The organism is Jezberella montanilacus (assembly GCF_003003055.1).
Lineage (GTDB): Bacteria > Pseudomonadota > Gammaproteobacteria > Burkholderiales > Burkholderiaceae_B > Zwartia > Zwartia montanilacus.
Genome location: NZ_PVTV01000012.1, coordinates 114,872 through 136,305 on the forward strand (window position 1 = coordinate 114,872; position 21,434 = coordinate 136,305).

The 21,434-nt window shown below is 49.2% G+C and carries 20 protein-coding genes; 5 read left to right on the top strand and 15 right to left on the bottom strand.

Annotation, left to right across the window (positions count from 1 at the left end; translation table 11 throughout):
• Position 1: 1 nt before the first annotated feature.
• The 14 genes from BCM14_RS06355 to dnaA all read right to left on the bottom strand — a co-directional run bounded on the left by BCM14_RS06355 (position 2) and on the right by dnaA (position 15,639).
• On the bottom strand, positions 2–1,240 hold the full coding sequence (locus BCM14_RS06355; protein ID WP_106227175.1) for a metal-dependent hydrolase family protein: 1,239 nt from the start codon (positions 1,238–1,240) through the stop codon (positions 2–4).
• Positions 1,241–1,264: 24 nt separating this feature from the next.
• On the bottom strand, positions 1,265–2,146 hold the full coding sequence (locus tag BCM14_RS06360) for an ABC transporter permease (RefSeq protein WP_106227176.1): 882 nt from the start codon (positions 2,144–2,146) through the stop codon (positions 1,265–1,267).
• A gap of 15 nt (positions 2,147–2,161) precedes the next feature.
• The gene (locus tag BCM14_RS06365) at positions 2,162–3,217 is read right to left on the bottom strand and encodes an ABC transporter ATP-binding protein (protein WP_106227177.1); all 1,056 of its coding nucleotides are present in this window, start codon (positions 3,215–3,217) and stop codon (positions 2,162–2,164) included.
• A 2-nt stretch (positions 3,218–3,219) separates the two neighbouring features.
• Positions 3,220–4,002, bottom strand: coding sequence for an ABC transporter permease (locus BCM14_RS06370; protein ID WP_259673460.1), 783 nt, complete (start codon positions 4,000–4,002; stop codon positions 3,220–3,222).
• A gap of 100 nt (positions 4,003–4,102) precedes the next feature.
• Entirely contained in the window at positions 4,103–4,495 is a 393-nt protein-coding gene (locus tag BCM14_RS06375) for a Zn-ribbon domain-containing OB-fold protein (protein WP_106227179.1), read from the bottom strand.
• Between the two features lie 3 nt (positions 4,496–4,498).
• Positions 4,499–5,641: a thiolase family protein gene (locus BCM14_RS06380; protein ID WP_106227180.1), complete on the bottom strand. Its 1,143-nt coding sequence runs from the start codon at positions 5,639–5,641 to the stop codon at positions 4,499–4,501.
• Between the two features lie 2 nt (positions 5,642–5,643).
• Positions 5,644–6,606, bottom strand: a complete 963-nt coding sequence (locus BCM14_RS06385; protein ID WP_106227181.1) for a tripartite tricarboxylate transporter substrate binding protein — start codon at positions 6,604–6,606, stop codon at positions 5,644–5,646.
• 3 nt (positions 6,607–6,609) lie between these two features.
• Positions 6,610–7,692: an NAD-dependent epimerase/dehydratase family protein gene (locus BCM14_RS06390; RefSeq protein WP_259673461.1), complete on the bottom strand. Its 1,083-nt coding sequence runs from the start codon at positions 7,690–7,692 to the stop codon at positions 6,610–6,612.
• A gap of 16 nt (positions 7,693–7,708) precedes the next feature.
• Positions 7,709–8,065, bottom strand: coding sequence for an AtuA-related protein (locus BCM14_RS06395; protein ID WP_106227183.1), 357 nt, complete (start codon positions 8,063–8,065; stop codon positions 7,709–7,711).
• Positions 8,066–8,070: 5 nt separating this feature from the next.
• Positions 8,071–9,426 carry an acyclic terpene utilization AtuA family protein gene (locus BCM14_RS06400; protein WP_106227184.1) on the bottom strand — a complete coding sequence of 452 codons (1,356 nt, stop codon included), beginning with the start codon at positions 9,424–9,426 and terminating at the stop codon, positions 8,071–8,073.
• 6 nt (positions 9,427–9,432) lie between these two features.
• Positions 9,433–10,485: a cyclase family protein gene (locus BCM14_RS06405; protein ID WP_106227185.1), complete on the bottom strand. Its 1,053-nt coding sequence runs from the start codon at positions 10,483–10,485 to the stop codon at positions 9,433–9,435.
• 143 nt (positions 10,486–10,628) lie between these two features.
• Positions 10,629–13,082 carry a DNA topoisomerase (ATP-hydrolyzing) subunit B gene (gene gyrB, locus BCM14_RS06410; RefSeq protein WP_106227186.1) on the bottom strand — a complete coding sequence of 818 codons (2,454 nt, stop codon included), beginning with the start codon at positions 13,080–13,082 and terminating at the stop codon, positions 10,629–10,631.
• A 7-nt stretch (positions 13,083–13,089) separates the two neighbouring features.
• Positions 13,090–14,199 carry a DNA polymerase III subunit beta gene (dnaN, locus tag BCM14_RS06415; protein ID WP_106227187.1) on the bottom strand — a complete coding sequence of 370 codons (1,110 nt, stop codon included), beginning with the start codon at positions 14,197–14,199 and terminating at the stop codon, positions 13,090–13,092.
• Between the two features lie 3 nt (positions 14,200–14,202).
• Positions 14,203–15,639, bottom strand: a complete 1,437-nt coding sequence (gene dnaA / locus BCM14_RS06420; protein WP_106227188.1) for a chromosomal replication initiator protein DnaA — start codon at positions 15,637–15,639, stop codon at positions 14,203–14,205.
• Between the two features lie 179 nt (positions 15,640–15,818).
• Here dnaA and rpmH point away from each other — a divergent pair, with 179 nt between their 5' ends.
• The 5 genes from rpmH to mnmE are packed head-to-tail and all read left to right on the top strand — an operon-like array spanning position 15,819 to position 19,796.
• Complete coding sequence (gene rpmH, locus BCM14_RS06425; protein ID WP_023951589.1) at positions 15,819–15,953, top strand: 50S ribosomal protein L34; 135 nt, start codon at positions 15,819–15,821, stop codon at positions 15,951–15,953.
• A 48-nt stretch (positions 15,954–16,001) separates the two neighbouring features.
• Positions 16,002–16,409, top strand: coding sequence for a ribonuclease P protein component (locus BCM14_RS06430; protein ID WP_106227189.1), 408 nt, complete (start codon positions 16,002–16,004; stop codon positions 16,407–16,409).
• Positions 16,406–16,645, top strand: coding sequence for a membrane protein insertion efficiency factor YidD (gene yidD, locus BCM14_RS06435; protein ID WP_106227190.1), 240 nt, complete (start codon positions 16,406–16,408; stop codon positions 16,643–16,645). Before BCM14_RS06430 ends, yidD begins: the two co-directional genes overlap by 4 nt.
• 50 nt (positions 16,646–16,695) lie before the next feature.
• Positions 16,696–18,426, top strand: a complete 1,731-nt coding sequence (gene yidC, locus BCM14_RS06440; protein ID WP_106227191.1) for a membrane protein insertase YidC — start codon at positions 16,696–16,698, stop codon at positions 18,424–18,426.
• 17 nt (positions 18,427–18,443) lie between these two features.
• Positions 18,444–19,796, top strand: coding sequence for a tRNA uridine-5-carboxymethylaminomethyl(34) synthesis GTPase MnmE (mnmE, locus tag BCM14_RS06445; RefSeq protein ID WP_106227192.1), 1,353 nt, complete (start codon positions 18,444–18,446; stop codon positions 19,794–19,796).
• Positions 19,797–20,183: 387 nt separating this feature from the next.
• On the opposite strand, the gene BCM14_RS06450 is transcribed toward mnmE, so the two are convergent.
• Complete coding sequence (locus tag BCM14_RS06450) at positions 20,184–21,353, bottom strand: methionine aminotransferase (RefSeq protein ID WP_106227193.1); 1,170 nt, start codon at positions 21,351–21,353, stop codon at positions 20,184–20,186.
• Positions 21,354–21,434: the final 81 nt, after the last annotated feature.

The window sequence follows — 21,434 nt, forward strand, 5'->3', positions numbered from 1 at the left end:
CTCACCTCTGCGCGTAAATTTTCCCTGCTTTCATGACGAGGTCAATGTGATCGCCTTGTCCAAGCAAGCAAGTAATATCTTCGTAAGGATTGCCATCGACAATCAATATGTCGGCAAAAGCGCCTTCTTGAAGCCGACCCAATTTTCCAACTTGGTTGAGTACTTCTGCACCAATCACTGTTGCACTTTGAATCACCTCAAAATTGCTCATTATCTGTGTGCGGATTTTGAATTCATCACTTTGCAACCTTTGGGTCGCGCCGAGCAAGTCACTTCCGTAAGCAATCTTGACGCCTGCTTTTTTAAGTAGCGCCAGGGCAGTCAACCCGGCCTGACGAACCACTTCTATCTTGGCGACACTATCCACCGGAAAACCCAAGGCCGCGCCTTCTTTCGCTAATGCCTCATAAGTCACCAGCGTTGGCACTGCATAAGCACCTTTCTGAGCCATCAATTGCGCAGTCGACTCATCAATCAGGTTTCCGTGCTCAATCGTGCGAACGCCTAAATTAACAGCCCGTGCAATCGCCTCAGCGGTGTACGCATGCGCCATCACATACGTTTGCCGACCATTTGCCTCGGCCACAATAGCGGATATTTCATCATCCGAATAACCCCAGGCACCAATGGGATCTGTTGGCGATGCGACACCACCCGAAGCCATGATTTTGATATGATCCGCACCCATTTGAAACTCTTCGCGCACGGCTTTACGAACTGCATCAACACCATCAGCGACACGGCCAATGTCACCTGCGCGAAAACAGCAGCCACAAAAGCTCATGGGCTTTAGATGGTCTGACCGAGGCCGGGGGTCTCCGTGGCCGCCCGTCTGGCTTAACGCACGGCCGGCGGTAAATAGGCGCGGCCCATCTATTGTCCCCTCTTCAATTGCACACTTCAGCCCCCACCCTGCACCGCCGGCATCTCTGACGGTTGTGAAACCACGGCGCAACATCGCCTCCATAATCGGCACTGCACGCATCATCACCAGTGCATCGGGTAAGACCCCTTGCGTGCTGAGATTCAACTGCGTTGCCATGACATGCACGTGACAATCGATTAAACCCGGCATCAGCGTCTTACCCTTGACATCGATCACTTGGTCAACCTGCGTCGGGATGGGCGTATCTGACACCTTTGCAATCCGATCATCGACGACAAGCACGTCGTGCTGCTTCAAAAGGTTTGGCACAAGCGGATCAAGCAGTGCACAGTTCTTAAACAAAACCGAGGCCATCACAACTCCCTTACAAGTTATAAATCACGAAACCATCGTCTTCTGATAACGGCGATGTATCAGCCAATTTGCACACAAAGAAACCAACAAACTAGTCATCAGCAAAATCATTGCCATTGCCGACCCCATTGGCCAATTCGATGCCCGAGAAATCTGCGCATAAATACTTGGCGCCATCATGGTGATGCCGCTCCCACCCAGCAAAACAGGCGTCGCATAAGCATTCATGCATAAAATAAATACCAACATCGTGCCAGCAGCAACGCCTGGTGCGATCAGGGGAAATACGATTCGGCGAAGTGTTGTGAATGCGCTTGCACCAAGATTTTGAGCTGCCTCTTCGAGCGAAAAGTCGATTCCTTCCAAGACGCTCTGCAGTGTCAAAATCATGTAGGGCAATACAACCGCAGTTGTGCCAATGACAACCGCCACGGGCGTATAAAGCAACTTGAGTGGGTGGTCAATTATGCCTAACCAGTGCAACAGTGCATTGACTGCCCCCGCGTTACCCAGCACCACCATCCATCCAGCAGCTCTGACGACATTGCCGACCATCAGCGGGAAAATCAACAGAATAATTAAAAAGCTTTTGTAATTCGTTTTTGTTTTTGCCAAAAAATAAGCAACTGGAAATCCAAGTATCAAAGACAACACCGTGCAAATGGCAGCCACTTGCAGGGTGCTCACGAACACTTGACGGTAATAAGGATCCGTAAAAAAACTGATGTAGTTACTCAGGCTCAATGCAGCCTTCATCACTTGACCTGGCACGAACTGGTTCAAACTATATCTTGCCACCAAGAGCATCGGCACAACAATAATCAGCAAGACAACAAGCGAGGCTGGGAACGCCAAGCTGGGTCCTGATAATTTTTTTACTTGTTGGGGTGCGGGAGATAAGTTCATGCTCAGTTGCTGAACCTATGAATCACAAAAGACTGCGTTGTCGTCTGCGCGCCAATTAACAAACACCTCAGCGCCCGACTGAAAGACCTGGGTATCTATCCCTGCGGCATTGCTCAGTTGGCAGCGGATTAATTCATTTCCGGCGTCCATTAAGGTAACTTCAATTTGAGGACCTAAATAAGCAACGCTAGTCACTTTGACCTGAATGCTGTTGTCTAACTGCGGTTGGCTAGACAACAACATCCGTTCGGGACGCACACCCACGCACTGAGTGTCGGCTCTCAAGGCAGCTACGGACAACACAGTGCCGGTCGCTGTCAAAAAAGCGTGGTCAGCAATTGGTCGGCCGCGAAAGAAATTCATCTTTCCCAGGAAATCTGCAACAAGCAAATTGACTGGTTGTTCATAGACGTCGCTTGGCTTGCCAACCTGTTGCACGGTTCCCTTATGCATGATGACCATTCGATCGGACATAGCCAAAGCTTCTTCTTGATCATGCGTGACAAAAACGGTAGTCAAGCCTAAGCTTTGTTGCAACTCACGTATCTCTTCTCTCACCGCCTGTCTTAGCCTGGCATCGAGATTAGATAACGGTTCATCAAGCAGAAAAACTTGAGGTTGAATCGCCAGTGCACGTGCAATGGCAACTCGCTGTTGTTGGCCACCTGACAGTTGTCTGGGATATCGATCTTTAAAACCAGTCATCCGGACCATATCCAGAACAGTCGCGACCCTTTGCTTACGCGCTGCCGGCGGGACTTTGTGCATCTCGAGACCAAATGCAATATTTTCTGCAACGGTCATGTGAGGAAATAACGCGTACCGCTGAAACACCATACCCGTGTTTCTTTTATGCGGTCGGGTCTGCGTTACGTCTTCTCCATCAATCAGTATTTTTCCGTGAGTCGGTGCAACAAAGCCCGCAATCATTCTTAAAGTCGTGGTTTTACCGCAACCGCTCGGGCCAAGGAAGGTGACAAGCTCACCATCCTCAATTTCAAGAGAGAAATCGTCGACGGCCACAGAAGAGTCAAATTGCTTTCTTAGATGAACAAGTGAGACCTTTGCCATGCTCAAACCACCTGACTAAGTTTAACGAACCGATCAGTGATCAACATGATGGCTCCTAATAAAGCAATTTGTACCGTCGCCACGGCGGCAATCGTCGGATCAAGATTGAACTCAAGATACTGCATCACTGCGATCGGTAAAGTGGTTCTGCCAGGCGACACGAGCGACAAGGAAACCTCTAGGTTTTCAAATGACACGATAAAACTGAATAACATCGCAGCGACCATTGCGGGGCGCAACATAGGTATGGTTACGCGCCAGAAAACGCTGACCGCGTTTGCGCCCAGATTGGAGGCCGCCTCCTCAATCGATGGATCCAAACCATGCAAACTGGCAGATACCATTCTGACAGTCCAAGGAATGGTTAGGCAAACGTGCGCAAGAACCAGACTAGCCGTTGTGCCAACGATATCTTTATCAACGAGATTCTCTGCCTGAATATAAAAAATATAGATGGCGATCCCGGCAACAATGCCTGGCATCAATAAAGGCGACAACAATAAAGTGTTAACGACGCTTTTTCCTTTGAAGGGATTTCGAATGATCCCGATAGCCGCTGCAACGCCCACTAATACGCCAACTACCGCGGAAAATATTGCCACCTGCACGCTGAAAACAAAACCATTGACGAAGGATTTGTTCGCCCACGCATTGACGTACCAGGCGAGCGAATAACCAGATGGGGGGAAATAAAGAATCGCGTCTTTAAAAAAACTAAGCCAAACAACAAAAAATAGCGGGCACAACATCACGCCATAAATGACTACAACGAATAGCCTCAACATAACCTTGCTCAATTGCATACTCGCAGTATTCTCATCCTGATTATCAATCGGCTAATGAATTTCTATCATAAGCCATGTTGAATCAGCGTAACTGCCCGCATCACTCTGGTTTTGAAGCTATTTCAAATCGCAGCAACACCTGTCCATCGTGTTCAAAGTAGTGCGCCACCACTCGGTCACCAATCACAACACCATTCCTGGTGTGCCCCATGAGCTTAAATCCCTCATCAAGCGAAACGATAGCAAGAGCATAAGGTACAAGCGCCTTAAATGATTCCGACGGTGCGCGTCCCACTTGAGTGACGCTGTACACCTTGCCGTTGCCCTTCGATTCGTACCAACGGAGCGTCTCAGTCCCACAAAACTGACAGGCGTATCGCGCCAGGGTTTGTGCCTTTGCACAAACTTCACAACGCTGAAACATCAACTGTCGTTTACTCAAGCCATCCACAAAGGGCTGGGCTAACGGCGACGAAGACGGTTTCTCAAACATGACTCAGCCCTCTCGCGCCAAAATCAAACTCACGTGCGACGACATCACGCCACCATCAGCATGGATAAACGCATGCTTAGGTGACTTAACTTGCCTCGTGCCAGCCAGCCCATTGAATTGTCGCCATGCTTCGGCCGTATGTGCCAACCCGCCGGCCACCCCGCAATGCCCAAAAGATAACAACCCACCATGCGTATTCAACGGCTGATTACCATGTTGTGAGAAATCCCCCGCGCGTAATCTCTTAACGGCACCAGCCCGTGGTGCAAAACCTATCTCCTCTAACAACATCACCAAGGTGATAGTGAAAGAATCGTAAATACCCAGATAATCCATGTCAGCAGCCGAGAGGTTTGCTTGTTCAAACGCTTGCTTTGCCGCATGCGCAGCGCCTGTATTCAGCACATCAACCATGGCAGTCAGATGTTGATGAAAATGCCCCTGTCCTGCACCCGCAATTCGAACAGGAACGCCAGATCTAGGCTCGGCCGAAACGACCAACGCCATCGCCCCATCAGATATGGGACAACAGTCCATCAATCTCAATGGCGCGGCAATGGTTTTTGACGCCAGCACATCTGCCACTGTTATCGGATCGCGCAAATGTGCATCAGGATGCCTTGCGGCGTTCCCCCGCATCAAGACCGCAAACTCTGCCAAGTCCTCTGAGGTAACACCGGTCTCGTGCAGATACCGCGAGGCCATCAACCCATAATAGGCTGGCACTGAAGCACCGTTCGGCACTTCAAAATCCGCATCCCCCACTTGTGCCAAGGTTTGTATTGAGCTGTCGCGTGTCTGCCCAGTCAAACGGTTTTCGCCTGCGACAACCAACACGTGACGACAGCGGCCACTCACCACAAGCTCTCTTGCAAGCATCAACATGGCCGCGCCCGTCGCACCACCCACCTGCATGCCGTGACAATAATTCGGCCGTAAAGAAAACTTTTCGCAGAACAAAGTCGACAACATAAGGTGCGGCAGCGTCGTCGCGTAGCCACATAAGACACCGTCGATTTCTTGTCTACTTAACTGCGCAGCAGTCAAGGCAGCACTCGCCGCACGCGCCATCAAATCTATCGAACTGAATCCTTCTAACCGACCAAACGGGGTATTACCAACACCGGCAATATAAGCATGACTCATGCTCAATTCAGCTTGATGTGATTGGCTCGCGCAAGCTTATCCCACTTGTCACGCTCACTAATCAAAAATGTTTGAAACGCTTGCGACGTATTACCCACGGGCTCTGCGCCCTGCTCGTAAAAAAGCCTCTCAATCTCGGGAGTCTTTAGTGCAGCAACGGCTGCCCCATTAAGGGCATCGATCGTTACCTGAGGAGTGCCTGCAGGTGCCATCAAACCAAACCAGGCCGATACTTCGTATCCAGGGACACCCGCCTCTGCCATGGTTGGGATGTCCGGCGCACCGGGCCACCGCTTCGCTGTCGTCACCGCTAATGCCTTGACCTTACCTGACTTAATGTAAGTCATGGAAGAAGGCAAATTATCAAATCCTATGGGTATCTGTCCTCCCATCAGATCGATCAGCATGGGCGAACCCCCTTTATACGGGACGTGCGTTAAGTCAATGCCCGTCATCAGCTTCAGCAGTTCACCGCTCATATGCGGAGAGCCTCCGTGACTGGTCGAACCAAAATTGATTTTGCCCGGATTTTGTTTTGCCATAACAATCAAATCCTTAACCGTCTTTGCTGCAAAGTCCGGATTTGCCATCAAAACATTAGGCGTATTCGCAACCAGCGTAATCGCTGCAAAATCTTTCACTGCGTCATAGGGAGGTGGTTCTTGCAGTGCTGGGATGATTCCATGCGACGCAATGCTCACAAACACCAGCGTTAATCCGTCGGGTGCTGACTTAGCGACCTGCTGCGCACCAATCACACCACCTGCACCGGCCTTATTTTCAATCACTACTGTCTGACCTAAGCGTTCACTCATTTTGGGCGCAATCGCACGCGCAAGCAAATCCGTCGTACCTCCAGCGGGATAGGGCACAATCAACCGGATCGGCTTGTCGCTGGTTTGCGCCTGCGCGGGATTGATCAAGCTACTCGCAATCGACAACAAAATAGCAAAAGCTGCTCGCATGATTTACCTCGGCAAAAGCCGTTGTGATTGCATTTTCTCTAACCAAAATCCAAGCGAATCTTCAGTATCAATACACCCCGCAAAACCATGCTGACGCAGTTTTACGCCACTCAACACCGCATTAGCTGGATGCGCTAAACCATGCCCGAGGGTCCGATCCGTGAACTCCCAGGAGCTATTAGCCAATTGCTCGAGCGTCAGCGGTTTTAGTCCATGCTTAGCAACGATCCTTGACCACACGGCCTCGTATTTAGGCATCTCATCTTTTAAACACAAAGGCTCGTGTCCGCCAAGCGGCATACCGAAGCGTTCAGCGACACTGGGCCAAAGGTCCCGCCACACCAAACCGTCGCCATTGACCACGTTATAGGTTTCGTTCGCAGCGATTTCATGAACCGCCGCAAAATGTGCGGCTTGCGCAATCAAACGACTATCGCTTGCGCCGTTCACGTAATCACCCCCACCCGGGAAGGTCAACGGTAAGCCTTGTTCCCGCAAAATCGCCGCAAACGCACCGATGGCAATCATCACATTCATCGGACTTGCCACGGCGTAGCCCAAAACCACCTGAGGCCGCAATATCGTGAAAGTCCAAGCAGCTTGTGCTTGTCTGGCGCGAATAAAATCCTCTTGCAACCAGTAAAAATTTTGATGATTGTGGCGAGGCCATCTTTCTTTACAGGGAACAGGGGCCGGCTCGACATGACCGCCATACGCCTTCGTACCTTGTAAGAACGAAACATGCCGCAAGCCTTTGGCAACGGGCTCAATCGCATCGAGCAAATTGCGCAGCATCGCTTCATTAATCGACATCTGTCTTGGGTCGCGCCAGCCTGACACCAAATCAGGCAATTCAAACAAGGCTGCGTACAAAATATGCGTCACATGCGAAAGTTCGGTGGCTGCTTTTTGACACGCAACCGGATCGGTCAAATCAACACGAAGCTGCTTCACACCTTCGGGCAAATCCAGCGGTCGGCGCGCTAAGGCAAGAACCTCAAAGTCTGGTTGGGCAGAAAAATGGTCAACCGCGGCTGCACCAACAACACCCCCTGCGCCTGCTATTAATATTCTATGTTTTTTCACAGCATCCCCGAATCGGTCATGCAAGCAAATGCTGGCCTTGCAGTTTGGTCTTTAAGTGCTCAGGTACTTCTATTTCAAAGCCAAGGATGGCGGCTGACAAAGCTTTGCCATAATTATCCAGACAAAGGCTACGCGATACACCACCGCCCAACGCACCCTGGCAAACAAAGTTCAGTGCATCGATATTATCGGCCTCATAACGAGTAACGACCCCTTTGATCGCACCTGCATAAAACGCTTTTAGGCGATCAGCCGTCAACTGTTCTTTCAGCAAAGGATAAAACTCTGGTTGGTAGGCAAAGACCGCAATGTTTGACGTATCACCCTTGTCGCCCGATCTCGCGTGCGCAACATGTTGAAGTTTGACTTTCATTTTGTTCAGCTCTCGAAATAACGAACAGTCGGGGCAAGCTGAGTGCGATCCACAAGCCCAGACCACACACCAATCACTTCACGGGTTCTATCCTGATGCGGCACGCGCTTGCCCGTGTGGGCAATCCCAGAGACCGCCATACCATCGATCTCCCGACCAACCTTAGCAGCTTCCTCTCGTGTCTTAGTTCGTGCCGCAACTCGAACTGCTATCTCATACGGCTCTGGCGCGCTGCCTGGTGTCGCGTCCCCATGAATCGCGTTTAAGCCTAAGTAGTCGATCCGAACATCCTCTGCGTCAAGCTTGACGATCTTGAAACGTTCTTCAAGAATCTTTTTAGCCAACTGTGCCCGTCTTAACGCACCGGGCCCCGCATAAAAAAACATATCCTCACCGATGAAGCCTTCCGTGCATCCCATTGACACCTTGAAGGTCGGTGTACGGGGCTTGCCTCCAATGTTTGAGACGCGAACGCGATCAGGGCCCACCACCTCGATCTTTGCAGTAGTGAAGTCCACGACCACATCAGGGGTCAAATAATTGGCTGGATCATGCACTTCGTAAAGCATTTGCTCTTTAACCGTCTGCAAAGTAATCGCACCGCCCGTGCCCGCAACTTTACTCAGCACAGTTGAACCATCTGGCGAAACCTCTGCAATCGGGAAACCGAAGTTCCACGGCTCAGGCACATCCTTGAAGCCGGGATCTGAAAAATATCCACCAGTCACCTGAGCACCGCATTCAAGCAGGTGGCCAATGCCAGTCCCTTGTCCAAGCTTCACATGGTCGAGGGGATCCCATCCAAACTCATACATCATCGGGGCCAGGAAAATCGACGGGTCAGCAACGCGGCCTGTGATGACGATCTGCGCACCACCCTTTAACGCTTCGACAATAGGCTCTGCACCCAGGTAGGCTTCCGCCGAAATCAATGTTGATTTCAAGGTCGACGTGGGTTTGCCGTTTTCTAGAATCGTATCGGTCAGCTCCAAGACGCGCTCTGTAATCAAGCTGCCATTAACCGACGCAACCTTGACGCCCGTGAAGCCAAATTCCTGCAGCCAGTAAACAACTCGCTCAGCCGCAGCGTCAGGATTGATCCAGCCTTGATTGGTAATGATCTTGGTCCCGCGTTTCATACACGCTGGCAGGACTGCACGCATCCTATCGTCAAGATAGGTGTCGTAGCCGGGGAAACTTGGATCGCGGCGCGCCCGCACTTGTGCAGCCGAAACCGTCGCCTCAGCCATGGTTTCAAAGCACAAGTAATCAAGATCGCCTTTCTCTGCATTCAAGGCTGCAGGTTCGACGCGGTCACCCCACCAGGCCGCGCCTGAGCCAATTCGGATGCTGCTCTTCATGAGCGCTTAGACGGTTGCGACCGCTGACGACGGTGATCCCACGGCACCGGGCAAACGCAATGGCGGCGCGGTCAACAAGAAACGATTACGGCCATGCGCTCTTAGCCAGTTAGCCAGCTCAGTCAGATAGAACATCTCACCGAGATGAATACCTTGCTTGAACAAACAATGCTCATGCAATGGCAGGATAGCGCAGCAGCCAATGTGGCTTGTTGCTGGATGCGCTTCGACTGCGTAATTGTCTGCAATCAATGCAACGAGACCGCTATCCGTGATCCACTTTAATAACTTCTGATCACGGCCATCGAGCGCTGCATAACTGTTTTCAAGTTTATGTCCGTCAGGATTACCCTTCATGTCAATCAAGGCTTGAGCAAAACCGGTATGCAGGCAAACCATGTCGCCCTTTTCAATCACGACCTTGTCCTTCTCAAGGATACGCATCATGTCGTCGTAACCAACATTTGTGCGCGCGTCACCCAAGTTGGCGCGCAAATCGATCATGACGCCGCGACCCTGTACGCAAGTCTCTGCCATGTTCTGGATACCTAGCGCTTTTGCGTAGGAGGTGCTGACTTGACTACCTGCACCAGCATAACCAGCATCTTCTGCTTTTTCTGGTCCAACAACATCGGTACCTGCGCGGTAACCGTTGTAATAAACCGCTTCGGGGATACCATCGCCATTCGCGTCAAACATCGAGCCGACGTGAGCCAAGCTATCCCACTGCGTTGAATATTGCAAATGCATCACAACCAGGTCATCACTGACTACGTCGGTTTGATCTTTGTTGAAGTCAAACAATTTGACGTTCATGTTCGGGCGACCTTCACGCAGCGTCGGACGAAGAACTGGCGGATAACGACGGGGGTTCAACACATTGCCACCAGGCAAATCAAGGGGCAATGAAAGCATGAATGCTTTGCCTACTTTAACCTCCGCGACGCCCTGCATGACTTTTTCCGGCGTCAAGAGATTCATCTTGCCGCGCTGGTCATCGTCGCCAAAATCACCCCAGCTCGAACCTTCAGGGCGATTAGCCCAACGTTTTGTTGCCATGTTTATGTCTCCGTGTTTTTGTTTGATTTTATAGTTAGATATTCGTGGTTTATTGACGTTGCGTCAACTGTGCTAAGAGAAAACAGCAAAAAAAAACGCTAAGCCGCCGAAACGCTTAGCGCTTTTTTCACCAACTCAATTCACTACACGTCAATATTCGCGGCCTGTAACGCATGCGTCTCGATAAACGCGCGTCTTGGTTCGACGTTATCGCCCATCAACGTAGTGAAAATCGCATCTGCAGCAATCGCATCTTCAATTTGTACACGCAATAAGCGGCGCACTTTAGGATCCATCGTGGTCTCCCAGAGTTGCTCTGGATTCATCTCACCCAGACCCTTATAGCGTTGCTTGGTCACGTTACGCTCAGCTTCGCCACGCAACCATTGCATGGCATCGCGGAAGTCGCCGATCATCGATTCTTTGCGCTTCTCGCCTTCACCGCGAGCAACCGTTGCACCCTTACCGATCAAGCCCTGGAAAGTCGCCGCAGCTCGAGCCAACACGCCATAATCTGCGCCATCCACAAAATCGTTGTCAAGCACCGTTGCCCGAACATTGCCATGATGCTTGCGACGAATCACCAGTCTATTCGCTTCGCTCGCTACATGGTATTCAGCTGTCACTTCAACCTGATTCGGCAGCAACGGATCTTGCAATGCAGCCTGCATCCGATCAGCACTTGCCTGAGCACGCTCAAGCGTATCCAGTTCTATCGTTGCGCCGCCAACAATTGCCGACAAAGTCGATACGTCCATGAAACGCGACAACCGGGCAATTACACCATCGGCTGTCACATACTGACGAGCCAGCTCCGCGAACGCTTCGCCTGCTATGGGGGTTGCACCTTCAGAGGGAATGAGCTGCGCATCACGCAACGAGAGTTGCAACATGTATTGCGTCTCTTCAACTTCATCCTTCAAATAACGCTCATCTTTACCAGCCTTCACTTTATAAAGCGGGGGCTGTGCAATATAGATATAACCGCGCTCGACCAACTGCGGCATCTGACGATATAGCAGCGTCAATAACAACGTGCGGATATGTGCGCCATCAACGTCGGCATCGGTCATGATGATGATACGGTGATAACGTAATTTATCGACATTGAAATCAGGGCCAATGCTTGTGCCCAGCGCTGTGATCAATGTCGTGATCTGCTCACTTGAAATCAACTTATCGAATCGCGCTTTTTCAACGTTCAAGACCTTACCGCGTAACGGCAAAATAGCCTGAAACTTACGATCCCGGCCTTGCTTAGCCGAACCACCTGCTGAGTCACCCTCAACTATATACAGTTCGCATAGTGCTGGGTCTTTCTCTTGGCAGTCAGCAAGCTTGCCGGGCAAACCTGCACCTTCCAGTACGCTTTTGCGGCGTGTCATCTCACGCGCTTTGCGAGCGGCTTCGCGAGCGCGAGCAGCCTCGACAACCTTGCCACACAATGCTTTCGCGTCGATTGGATTTTCGAGTAACCACGACTCTAGCGTACGGGCTACCGCTTCTTCGACCGCTGGCCGCACTTCACTTGAAACTAGCTTTTCTTTAGTCTGGCTGCTGAATTTTGGCTCCGGGACTTTGACCGAGAGAACGCATGTCAAACCCTCGCGCATATCGTCGCCGCTGGTTTCAACCTTGGCTTTTTTAGCCATTTCATTATCAGCAATATATTTGTTGATAATCCGTGTCATCGCAGCACGCAAACCAGTTAGGTGAGTACCACCATCGCGCTGGGGAATATTGTTGGTGAAACAAAGCACTTGTTCACTGTAGCTGTCGTTCCATTGCATCGCAATTTCGACACCCACCAAAGTACCACCCGCATTGGATTCGGTACTCACCGAAAACACGTTAGGGTGCAGGACCGTCTTGGTCCGGTTGATATACTCAACGAAACCTTTTACGCCACCCGAAAATGCGAAATTCTCTTCTTTGCCCTGGCGCTGATCGATCAAACGAATCTTTACGCCATTGTTTAAAAACGATAATTCGCGCAAGCGCTTAGACAAAATCTCATAGTGATATTCAACATTGTTGAATATGTCTGTGTCTGCTAAAAAGTGAACTTCAGTCCCGCGCTTTTCGGTTGTACCGGTTACCGCCAAGGGCGCAACCCGCTCGCCTTTGCGAAACTCCATTTGGTGCACCTGGCCATTGCGGCGAATCGTCAGCTTCAACCATGACGACAGCGCGTTAACACAGGAAACCCCTACGCCATGCAAACCACCAGACACTTTGTACGAGTTCTGATCAAACTTGCCGCCAGCGTGCAACTCGGTCAAAACGATTTCCGCAGCACTACGACTGAACTCATCGTCTTTATGGATATCTGTCGGGATCCCCCGACCGTTATCCGTGACAGAAATTGAGTTATCGGTATGGATCGTCACGACGATGTCATCACAATGACCCGCTAAAGACTCGTCGATCGCGTTATCGACCACCTCAAACACCATATGATGCAAGCCCGTACCGTCGGACGTGTCACCGATGTACATACCTGGACGCTTTCTAACGGCCTCGAGGCCTTTTAGCATCTTGATGGAATCGGCGCCGTAATCACCGTTGTCTACTGGCAACTGCTTTTCTTCTGACATTTTTTAATTAAATCCGCATTGGCATAACAACATACTTGAACGAGTCTTCTTCGGGCAACGTAATCAGGGCTGATGCATTCGCATCAGGCATAACCGACCAGCGTATCGTTTCGGTTTTCACGTTTGCCAAAAAATCCAGCAAATAACTCACGTTAAAGCCAACATCCAACGCCTCATGGCCATAATCAATATCTAGCTCTTCTTGTGCCTCTTCTTGCTCTGCATTAGTTGAAGATATTTTCAACAAATGCTGACCCAGTTGCAGGCGAACGCTTCTGAATTTTTCGGAGGTCAAAATAGCTGCTCGCTGCAAACTACCCTGCAGGGCCTCGCGCGACACGTCAAAATGGCGAGTGTAATTAGACGGAATCACGCGCTTGAAGTCCGGAAACTTACCCTCAACCAGTTTAGATACCAGTTCTACCTGACCAAATGAGAAACGAATCTGGCCAGGCGCAACGTCGATCGTGACAGGCTCATCGCTGTCATCAAGTAAGCGTTGCATTTCTAATACCGTCTTGCGCGGTACGATGACCTCTGTTAACTGGGTGATGCCGTCTGCCTGCGTTGAGCCGTGCGCCAGACGATGGCCATCTGTTGAAACAGCACGAAGCATGCCTGGTTCAAAAACCAACAACATTCCGTTTAGATAGTAACGGATGTCCTGCTGTGCCATGGCGAAGTGCACCATATTGAATAAATGCTTCAGTGTCTTGCGAGGCAATGTTAGTGATACGTCCCAGCGTTCTGGCTGCGACATCACCGGAAAATCATTTGCCGGTAGCGTTTGCAAAGAGAAGCGGCTCTTACCGGTTTGCACGGCTAGTTTGCTACTTGCGGTTGACAATTTGACATCACCCACATCGGGCAACGCGCGCAGAATGTCTACCAGCTTTCGTGCGGCAACGGTCAGTGATTCGTCGTCTGCACCCACCCCAAATTCGGCGTGAGTGGTGATCTGTACTTCGAGATCCGTCGCAATAAAAGAGACTTTACCGCCTTGTTTACGCATCAGGATGTTTGCCAAGATCGGCAACGTATGTCGTCGTTCAACAATCCCAGCCACTGTTAAGAGTGGCTTGAGCAAAGCATCGCGTGGGGTCTGTACAAGTTGCATCGATTATCCCTTTAGAGTTTGTTCGAGTACGTGCAGCGTATGGTTGAGGTCGTTCTGTTTTAGTCGCAAATCAGAAATCTTGCGAACGGCGTGTAATACCGTGGTGTGGTCCCTACCACCAAATAAATCACCGATTTCAGGCAGGCTCTTTTGAGTCAATTCTTTGGCCAAGTACATCGCAACTTGACGGGGCATGGCGATATTAGCGGGGCGCCGTTTCGAATACATGTCAGCGACTTTCATTTTGTAATAGTCAGCGACCGTCTTCTGTATGTTCTCAACTGTTATCTGACCACTAGAAACTGACAACAAATCCTTGAGCGCATCTTTGCAGATATCGACATTGACAACCTCTCGGCCATGGAATCTTGCATACGCCAGTACTTTACGTAAAGCACCCTCAAGCTCACGAACGTTACTGCGCAAATGCTTGGCTATGAAGAAAGCAACCTCTTCAGGCATTGCCAAGCCTTCAGTTTCGGCTTTGCGCAACAGAATGGCCACTCGCATTTCTAGTTCTGGTGGCTCAATCGCGACGGTGAGGCCTGAGTCAAAGCGTGAAATCAGGCGACTATCAATACCAGCGAGTTCTTTTGGGTATGTATCACTTGTGATGATAATTTGTTTACGCTGGGCAACCATCGCTTCAAACGCATAGAAGAATTCTTCTTGTGTCCGATTTTTGCCCGAGAAGAATTGAATATCGTCGATCAGCAATAAATCCAGCGAGTGATAGTAGCGCTTGAAATCATCGAAGGCTTTACGCTGGTAAGCTTTGACAACATCAGATACATATTGATCTGCATGGACGTAACGTACCTTTTTGCCCAGCCCAGCCTGCATCATCGCATTGCCGACGGCATGGATCAAATGCGTCTTACCCAGACCAACCCCGCCATACAAAAACAATGGGTTGTAGGATACGCCTGGGTTTTCTGCAACTTGCAAGGCGGCGGCACGAGCAAGCTGATTCGCTTTGCCTGTCACAAAAGTCTCAAAGGTCAGATCAGTATTTAAGCGTGACTTCTCGTCGACCGCTTGCACGACTGCCGTAACGGATTCTTGCCGAACCTCGTTTGCCGCGGCAGCCGCCGCTGGGTTGTTTTCCGACACTCGTGCGGCTAGCCCTGCGGGTATGGCTAGTGCACCTGAGTGAACATCGTTGGGCTTACCTGAGGCATTTGTTGCGTCATTCCCCGCCTGCAACTCGAGATGCAATCTGACTGGCTTTTTGAACCAATCCGTCGCGTACTGTTCTATTTGATTTGAGAAATTCTTTTTGACCCAATCAAGCTTGAAACGATTTGGCGCCGATAGCCGCAAAACCGCTTCGGACTCGTTAAAGTCAAGCGGAACCAACGGCCTGATCCAAGCGCTGATTTGTTGCGGGGGAAAATCCTGCTCTAGATGGTTTACGCAGGACAGCCAAAACTCGTTCATATTTCTCACTATGTAAACCCTGATTCTACCCTGCCATGAAAAAGTTATCCACAGGGAGACGTGCGTGAAATTCCCTATTCACAACCTAAATATTTGACTAAATTGATTATTTTTGATGAAATGGAGGGCTTTACGGGATTTATCCCGCTATTTTTGCTCTTTGATTTGGGTTATCCATCATGAAACGTACTTTCCAACCTTCCGTTACCCGTCGCAAACGCACTCATGGTTTTCGTGTTCGCATGAAAACTCGCGGTGGTCGTGCTGTGATTAACGCTCGTCGCGCCAAAGGCCGCAAGCGTCTGGCGGTCTAATCCCTCGTTCTGGCATTATTTGCGCCAGCACTTTTAGATTTAACCACTATGCCTAGCGCTTCGTTCCCTCCAACGGCGCGCCTGCATCTTCCTTCTGAATATGCCGATGCCCTCGCAGGCCGGCGAATTGGTCGGGGTGCTCTTTTCGCCGTCACAGCAACTAAACTAAAGCCGGTGGATCAAACTACCGATACTTTAGCTGATGCGTCGACGGCAAGACTGGGGCTAATCATGGCAAAACGACATGCCAAACTGGCAACAACTCGAAACGCCTTGAAAAGGGTGATTCGTGAATCATTTCGTCTGCAAAGACTAGAGCTGCCGGCTGCTGATTACGTCTTCCGTCTCCACAAAAGGATTGATATCTGTTCACTTACCGCTCTAAAACGACTGGCGCGGGCAGAGGCAGACGCTCATTTCGCTCGCGCTCGCTCGATAACGACGGCAAGCAGATGATCAAGCAATTATTGATTGCTCCGATCAAGGCCTATCGGTTTTTTTTAAGTCCTTGGCTGGGTCAATCGTGTCGGTTCACACCAACATGCTCGGCTTATGCTGTTGAGGCAATTGAGGTCCATGGTTCTTTGAAAGGCTTAGCACTTGCGGCAGGTCGCCTTGGCCGCTGTCATCCTTGGTGCGCAGGCGGCGCAGACCCGGTTCCGCCAATTACGACACACAAAAACACAGATTAAAAGCTAAACTCCCAGCCTCTCGAGACTGGTTACACATTTATTGGGCAAGAATGGATATTCGACGCACGATCCTCTTAATGATTTTTTCTCTTTCACTGCTGATGCTCTGGAGTAACTGGCAGGCGCATGAAAGCAAGTTGGCGCCTTTAGCTGTCAAGTCACCTGTTTCAGTTACCGCGGCGACCCCAACTACCCTCGATAAGTCCGGGGCTCCAGTTACAAACACTGTTGGCAACACAACGGCAAACGCTGCAGGTTCTGTTTCTGCAACCGGTACCGGTGTCACCGGCGCAAAAGAGTTAATCGTAGTTAAAACAGATGTTTTAAAACTTACGTTCGACCTTCACGGCGCTGAGTTAATTCAAGCTGACTTACTGAATTACCCATTAACTGCTAACTCCGAGATGCCTACGCCTCTTTTGCAGCATAAGGATGGCCACATCTATATTGTTCAGTCTGGTTTAGTTGGTGCTCCTGGGACATCCAATCTCCCAACGTATGCTTCAAATTTCAAACTTGCCAGCGATTCACTTGAACTTAAAGGGGACACTTTAAAAGTATCCTTCGCTGCAGAAGCAAGCGGGGTAACGCTAACGAAATCGTTTACCTTCCACCGTGGCAGTTATGCTATTCACGTAGATCATTCGATTGACAATCAAACGACTGCCGACATTTCACCAGAACTCTTTTTGCAAATCACGCGAGACGGTCAGCCTGCTGATCAGCAATCGACCAGTGCTAGTTGGTTGCCCGGGTGGTTGGGAGGCGTATCGAGCGGGCCAGCTAGTTTCATTGGCCCGGCGATATATACAGACGAGCACAAATACGAGAAATTCACTTTCTCTGAAATCGAAAAGAGCAAAGAGAAAAATAAGCCAATTAAACAGACGGCTAATGATGGTTGGTTTGCCTTGATCCAACATTATTTCTTAACCGCCTGGGTACCTACCAAAGGTGTCGCTCGGCACGTCGCGATCGTCGAGCACGATAAAAATTTGTTTTCCGTTAACAGTATTCAATCTGCCGGTCTGATCCCGGCCGGTAAAGCCGTCACTATCCCCGCAACACTTTGGGTGGGTCCGCAGGACCAGAACGCGCTCGAAGCAATTGCGCCCGGTTTAGACCAGGTTGTTGATTACGGCATGCTCAGTATTATTGCCAAACCCGTGTTTTCTTTGTTGACTTGGATTCATAAACTTATTGGTAACTGGGGCTGGAGCATCATCGCTCTGACTGTGCTCATTAAAGCTGCTTTTTACCCTCTCTCGGCAGCCAGCTACCGGTCCATGGCCAAGATGAAACAGGTATCACCCCGTCTTCAAGCTTTAAAAGAAAAATTTGGTGACGACCGCCAAAAGCTAAATACAGCAATGATGGAAATGTACCGCACAGAGAAGATCAATCCTCTTGGTGGATGTGTCCCGATTGTGATTCAGATTCCGGTGTTTCTGTCTCTTTATAACGTGCTGTTAAATAGTGTTGAATTGCGTGGAGCGCCTTGGATTTTTTGGGTGCAAGATTTAGCGGTTCAAGATCCTTACTTTATTCTGCCCGCAATTATGATGGGTACGATGTTCTTGCAAATGCGTTTAAATCCCAAACCACCTGATCCAGTCCAGGCTAAAGTCATGATGTTCATGCCACTCGTTTTTGGCGGGATGATGTTTTTCTTTCCCGCAGGCCTGGTCTTGTACTGGTGTATCAATAACACCTTATCAATTGCGCAACAATGGTATATCACTCGAAAGTTAACCACTGCAGCTAACGATCCAGTTAAATAGGTATCTAACAATCTGCTATGAGCGGGCATCGTTTACCCATTATTGCTATCGCGACCGCTACCGGTCGCGGTGCAATCAGCGTAGTAAGAATCTCAGGGCCCCGATTGGGGCCCTTTATCATGGCACTGCTACAACGGCCTTTGATCGACCGTCACTCCCATTATTTACCTATTATTGGGATGGACGGGATCACCATCGATCAAGTCATTGTTATTCATTTTCAAGCGCCTCATTCATTTACAGGCGAAGATGTTCTTGAAATTCAATGCCATGGTGGGCAAGCAGTCGTTAGACAAATCCTTAAACATTGTTTATCAATCGGGCAACCCTTCCATCTACAACCTGCGCGACCAGGTGAGTTTACAGAGCGCGCTTTCTTAAACAATAAGATCGATCTTATTCAAGCAGAGGCTGTTTCGGATCTTATCGACGCATCTTCTGAGTCGGCTGCACGTGCAGCGATGGCATCACTGTCCGGAGAGTTTTCCAAGCAGATCAATGACTTAGCCGAAGCTATCTTACGTTTAAGATTGCTGGTGGAAGCTACGCTCGATTTCCCCGAAGAAGAAATAGATTTTCTGGAAAAGTATCAAGCACGTACAAAACTAAGCGAAATAGAGAGCCGACTTGCCTTGATACTCTCAAGATGTCAACAGGGTCTCGTTTTGCGGGAGGGCTTAAATGTTGTTCTGGCAGGCGCTCCCAATGCTGGTAAATCAAGCCTACTGAATGTATTGGCGGCGGATGATGTGTCAATCGTGACAGATATTGCCGGCACGACGCGTGACAAGATTACTCATTTAATACAACTCGATGGCATTCCGGTCACTGTTACCGACACAGCGGGTTTACGAGACACAAGTGACGAGATTGAAGCGATTGGGATTGCACGCACCTGGACAGCTATTGAGCAGGCTGATGTAGTCCTTCACCTCATCGACGCCTTGAACCCTCAAAGACAGCTGGATACCGAGATTGACAGGCGCCGGGCACGATCGAGTACTGTTTTAACAGTCATTAATAAGCTGGATCTGGTTGACTCGGTTAGCCCTGAATCTGACGAATTAAGCATTTCGGTAAAAACCGGCGAAGGGATAGACGAACTCAAATCCCGTTTACTGGCACTCGCTGGTTGGCAACCAAGTCAGGAATCCCCCTGGATGGCTCGACAACGGCACACAGGCGCTCTGGCTAAGGCAATGGTTCACATAGAGACGGCTGCTGTGCATGCCGCGCTAGACGACCGCGTACTGGACTTGTTTGCTGAAGAATTACGCCTGGCTCATGACGAGTTAGGTTCAATAACGGGAAAAGTGACACCAGATGATCTGTTAGGCGAAATTTTCTCGCACTTTTGCATAGGAAAATAATCTGCTTCATTTTTCTTACAGGGGTTTGCAGTAGTAGCTACTGTTGTTTTCAAACCATATTGCTAAAAATTGTGGTTGTGGATAACTAGGGAGAACAGTTTGTGCAAAGAATGAGGATAGTTTTTGCATAAGTGACAGAATTGTTTCCGTTACAAAAACTATCCAATTTTGTACCCACTTCAAAACAGAGTTTATCCCCAGTCAAATTTTAAGGTAAAGAACTGATGTATTGAGCTTTTTAATACTTGTTCGACTTATCCACAACCTGTATTAATCATTAGTCTTTATATATAAAAGATTAAAGAACAACTAACTGCTTTTTAAAAACACGTAAAAGACTACAACTTCTTTTAACTAGCAAAAGAACTCAGCAGCTGAGTTTTCGATCTATACTGTGATCAGTCGATCAATTGCAGCGTTAAGAGTGGCGGGCTGTTTAGCAAAGCAAAATCGAATAATGTTGTGATTTGATGTTGAACTTCTTGGATCGGAATAAAAGGCAGATACTGGTATGACGGTTACGCCATGGTGTTTAGTTAACCAAATTGAGAAGTCAGCTTCAGGTAAATCTGATATTTCGCTGTAGTCAGCGAGCAAAAAAAATGTGCCATCGCTCGGTAAAGGTTTAAATCTGGTTTGATTAAGTCCATTTATAAGATGATCTCTTTTTTCTTGATAGAAGGCTGCTAAACCCAGGTAGGTATTAGGATCTTTGCAATATTGCGCCATGGCATATTGAAAAGGCGAAGGTACTGTGAACACCATGAATTGATGAACCTTTCGAAGTTCATTTGTCAATGCTGGTGGTGCACAGCAGTAGCCCAGTTTCCAACCTGTGGTGTGTGTGGTTTTACCAAAAGACGATATAACAAAAGTTCGAGCCGCCAGCGCCGGCCTTGTTGCTAAGCTTTTATGGCCTTCTTTGGTAAAGACAATATGTTCATAGACTTCGTCCGAAATAAATAATATGTCGTGTTGATTGCTTAACCGTTCTAGTTCGTCGAGATCCGCTTCTGTCAAAACAGAGCTAGTTGGATTGTGCGGAAAGTTTAGTATTAATATTTTTGTTGCCGGTGTAATGCTCGAAGCCACCCTATCCCAGTCAATACTGAAGGTGGTTGAGCCAGATGTTGGAGGTGTAAGTGGCACACAGATGGGTGTAGCACTAGAGAGCGTAATTGCTGGGATATAGCTGTCGTAACATGGCTCCAGAACTATGACTTCATCGCCAGGCCCAGCGCAAGAAATAACTGCAGCCATCAACGCTTCAGTAGCGCCGCTTGTGACGGTAACTTCTTGATCAACGTCATATTGGTGACCAGAAGTTTTGAACATCTTTTCAGCAATTGTGTGTCGCAAAGCTGGTACGCCCGTCATGAATGGATATTGGTTATATCCATCGTTCATTGCCTTACTTACTAGTGAAATTAATGTTGGATCAGGATTAAAGTCTGGAAACCCTTGGCCCAAATTGATGGATTCGTGATCAGCCGCTAATTTCGACATGATAGTGAATATGTTGGTTCCCACTGCAGGTAGTTTGGTATTTATTTTCATCGATTTTATAAGTTGGGTAGTCGTTTAATTTTAAGCTGTCGCAGCTTGATAATTGTACGGATTGGTAGATAGTTTTAGGTT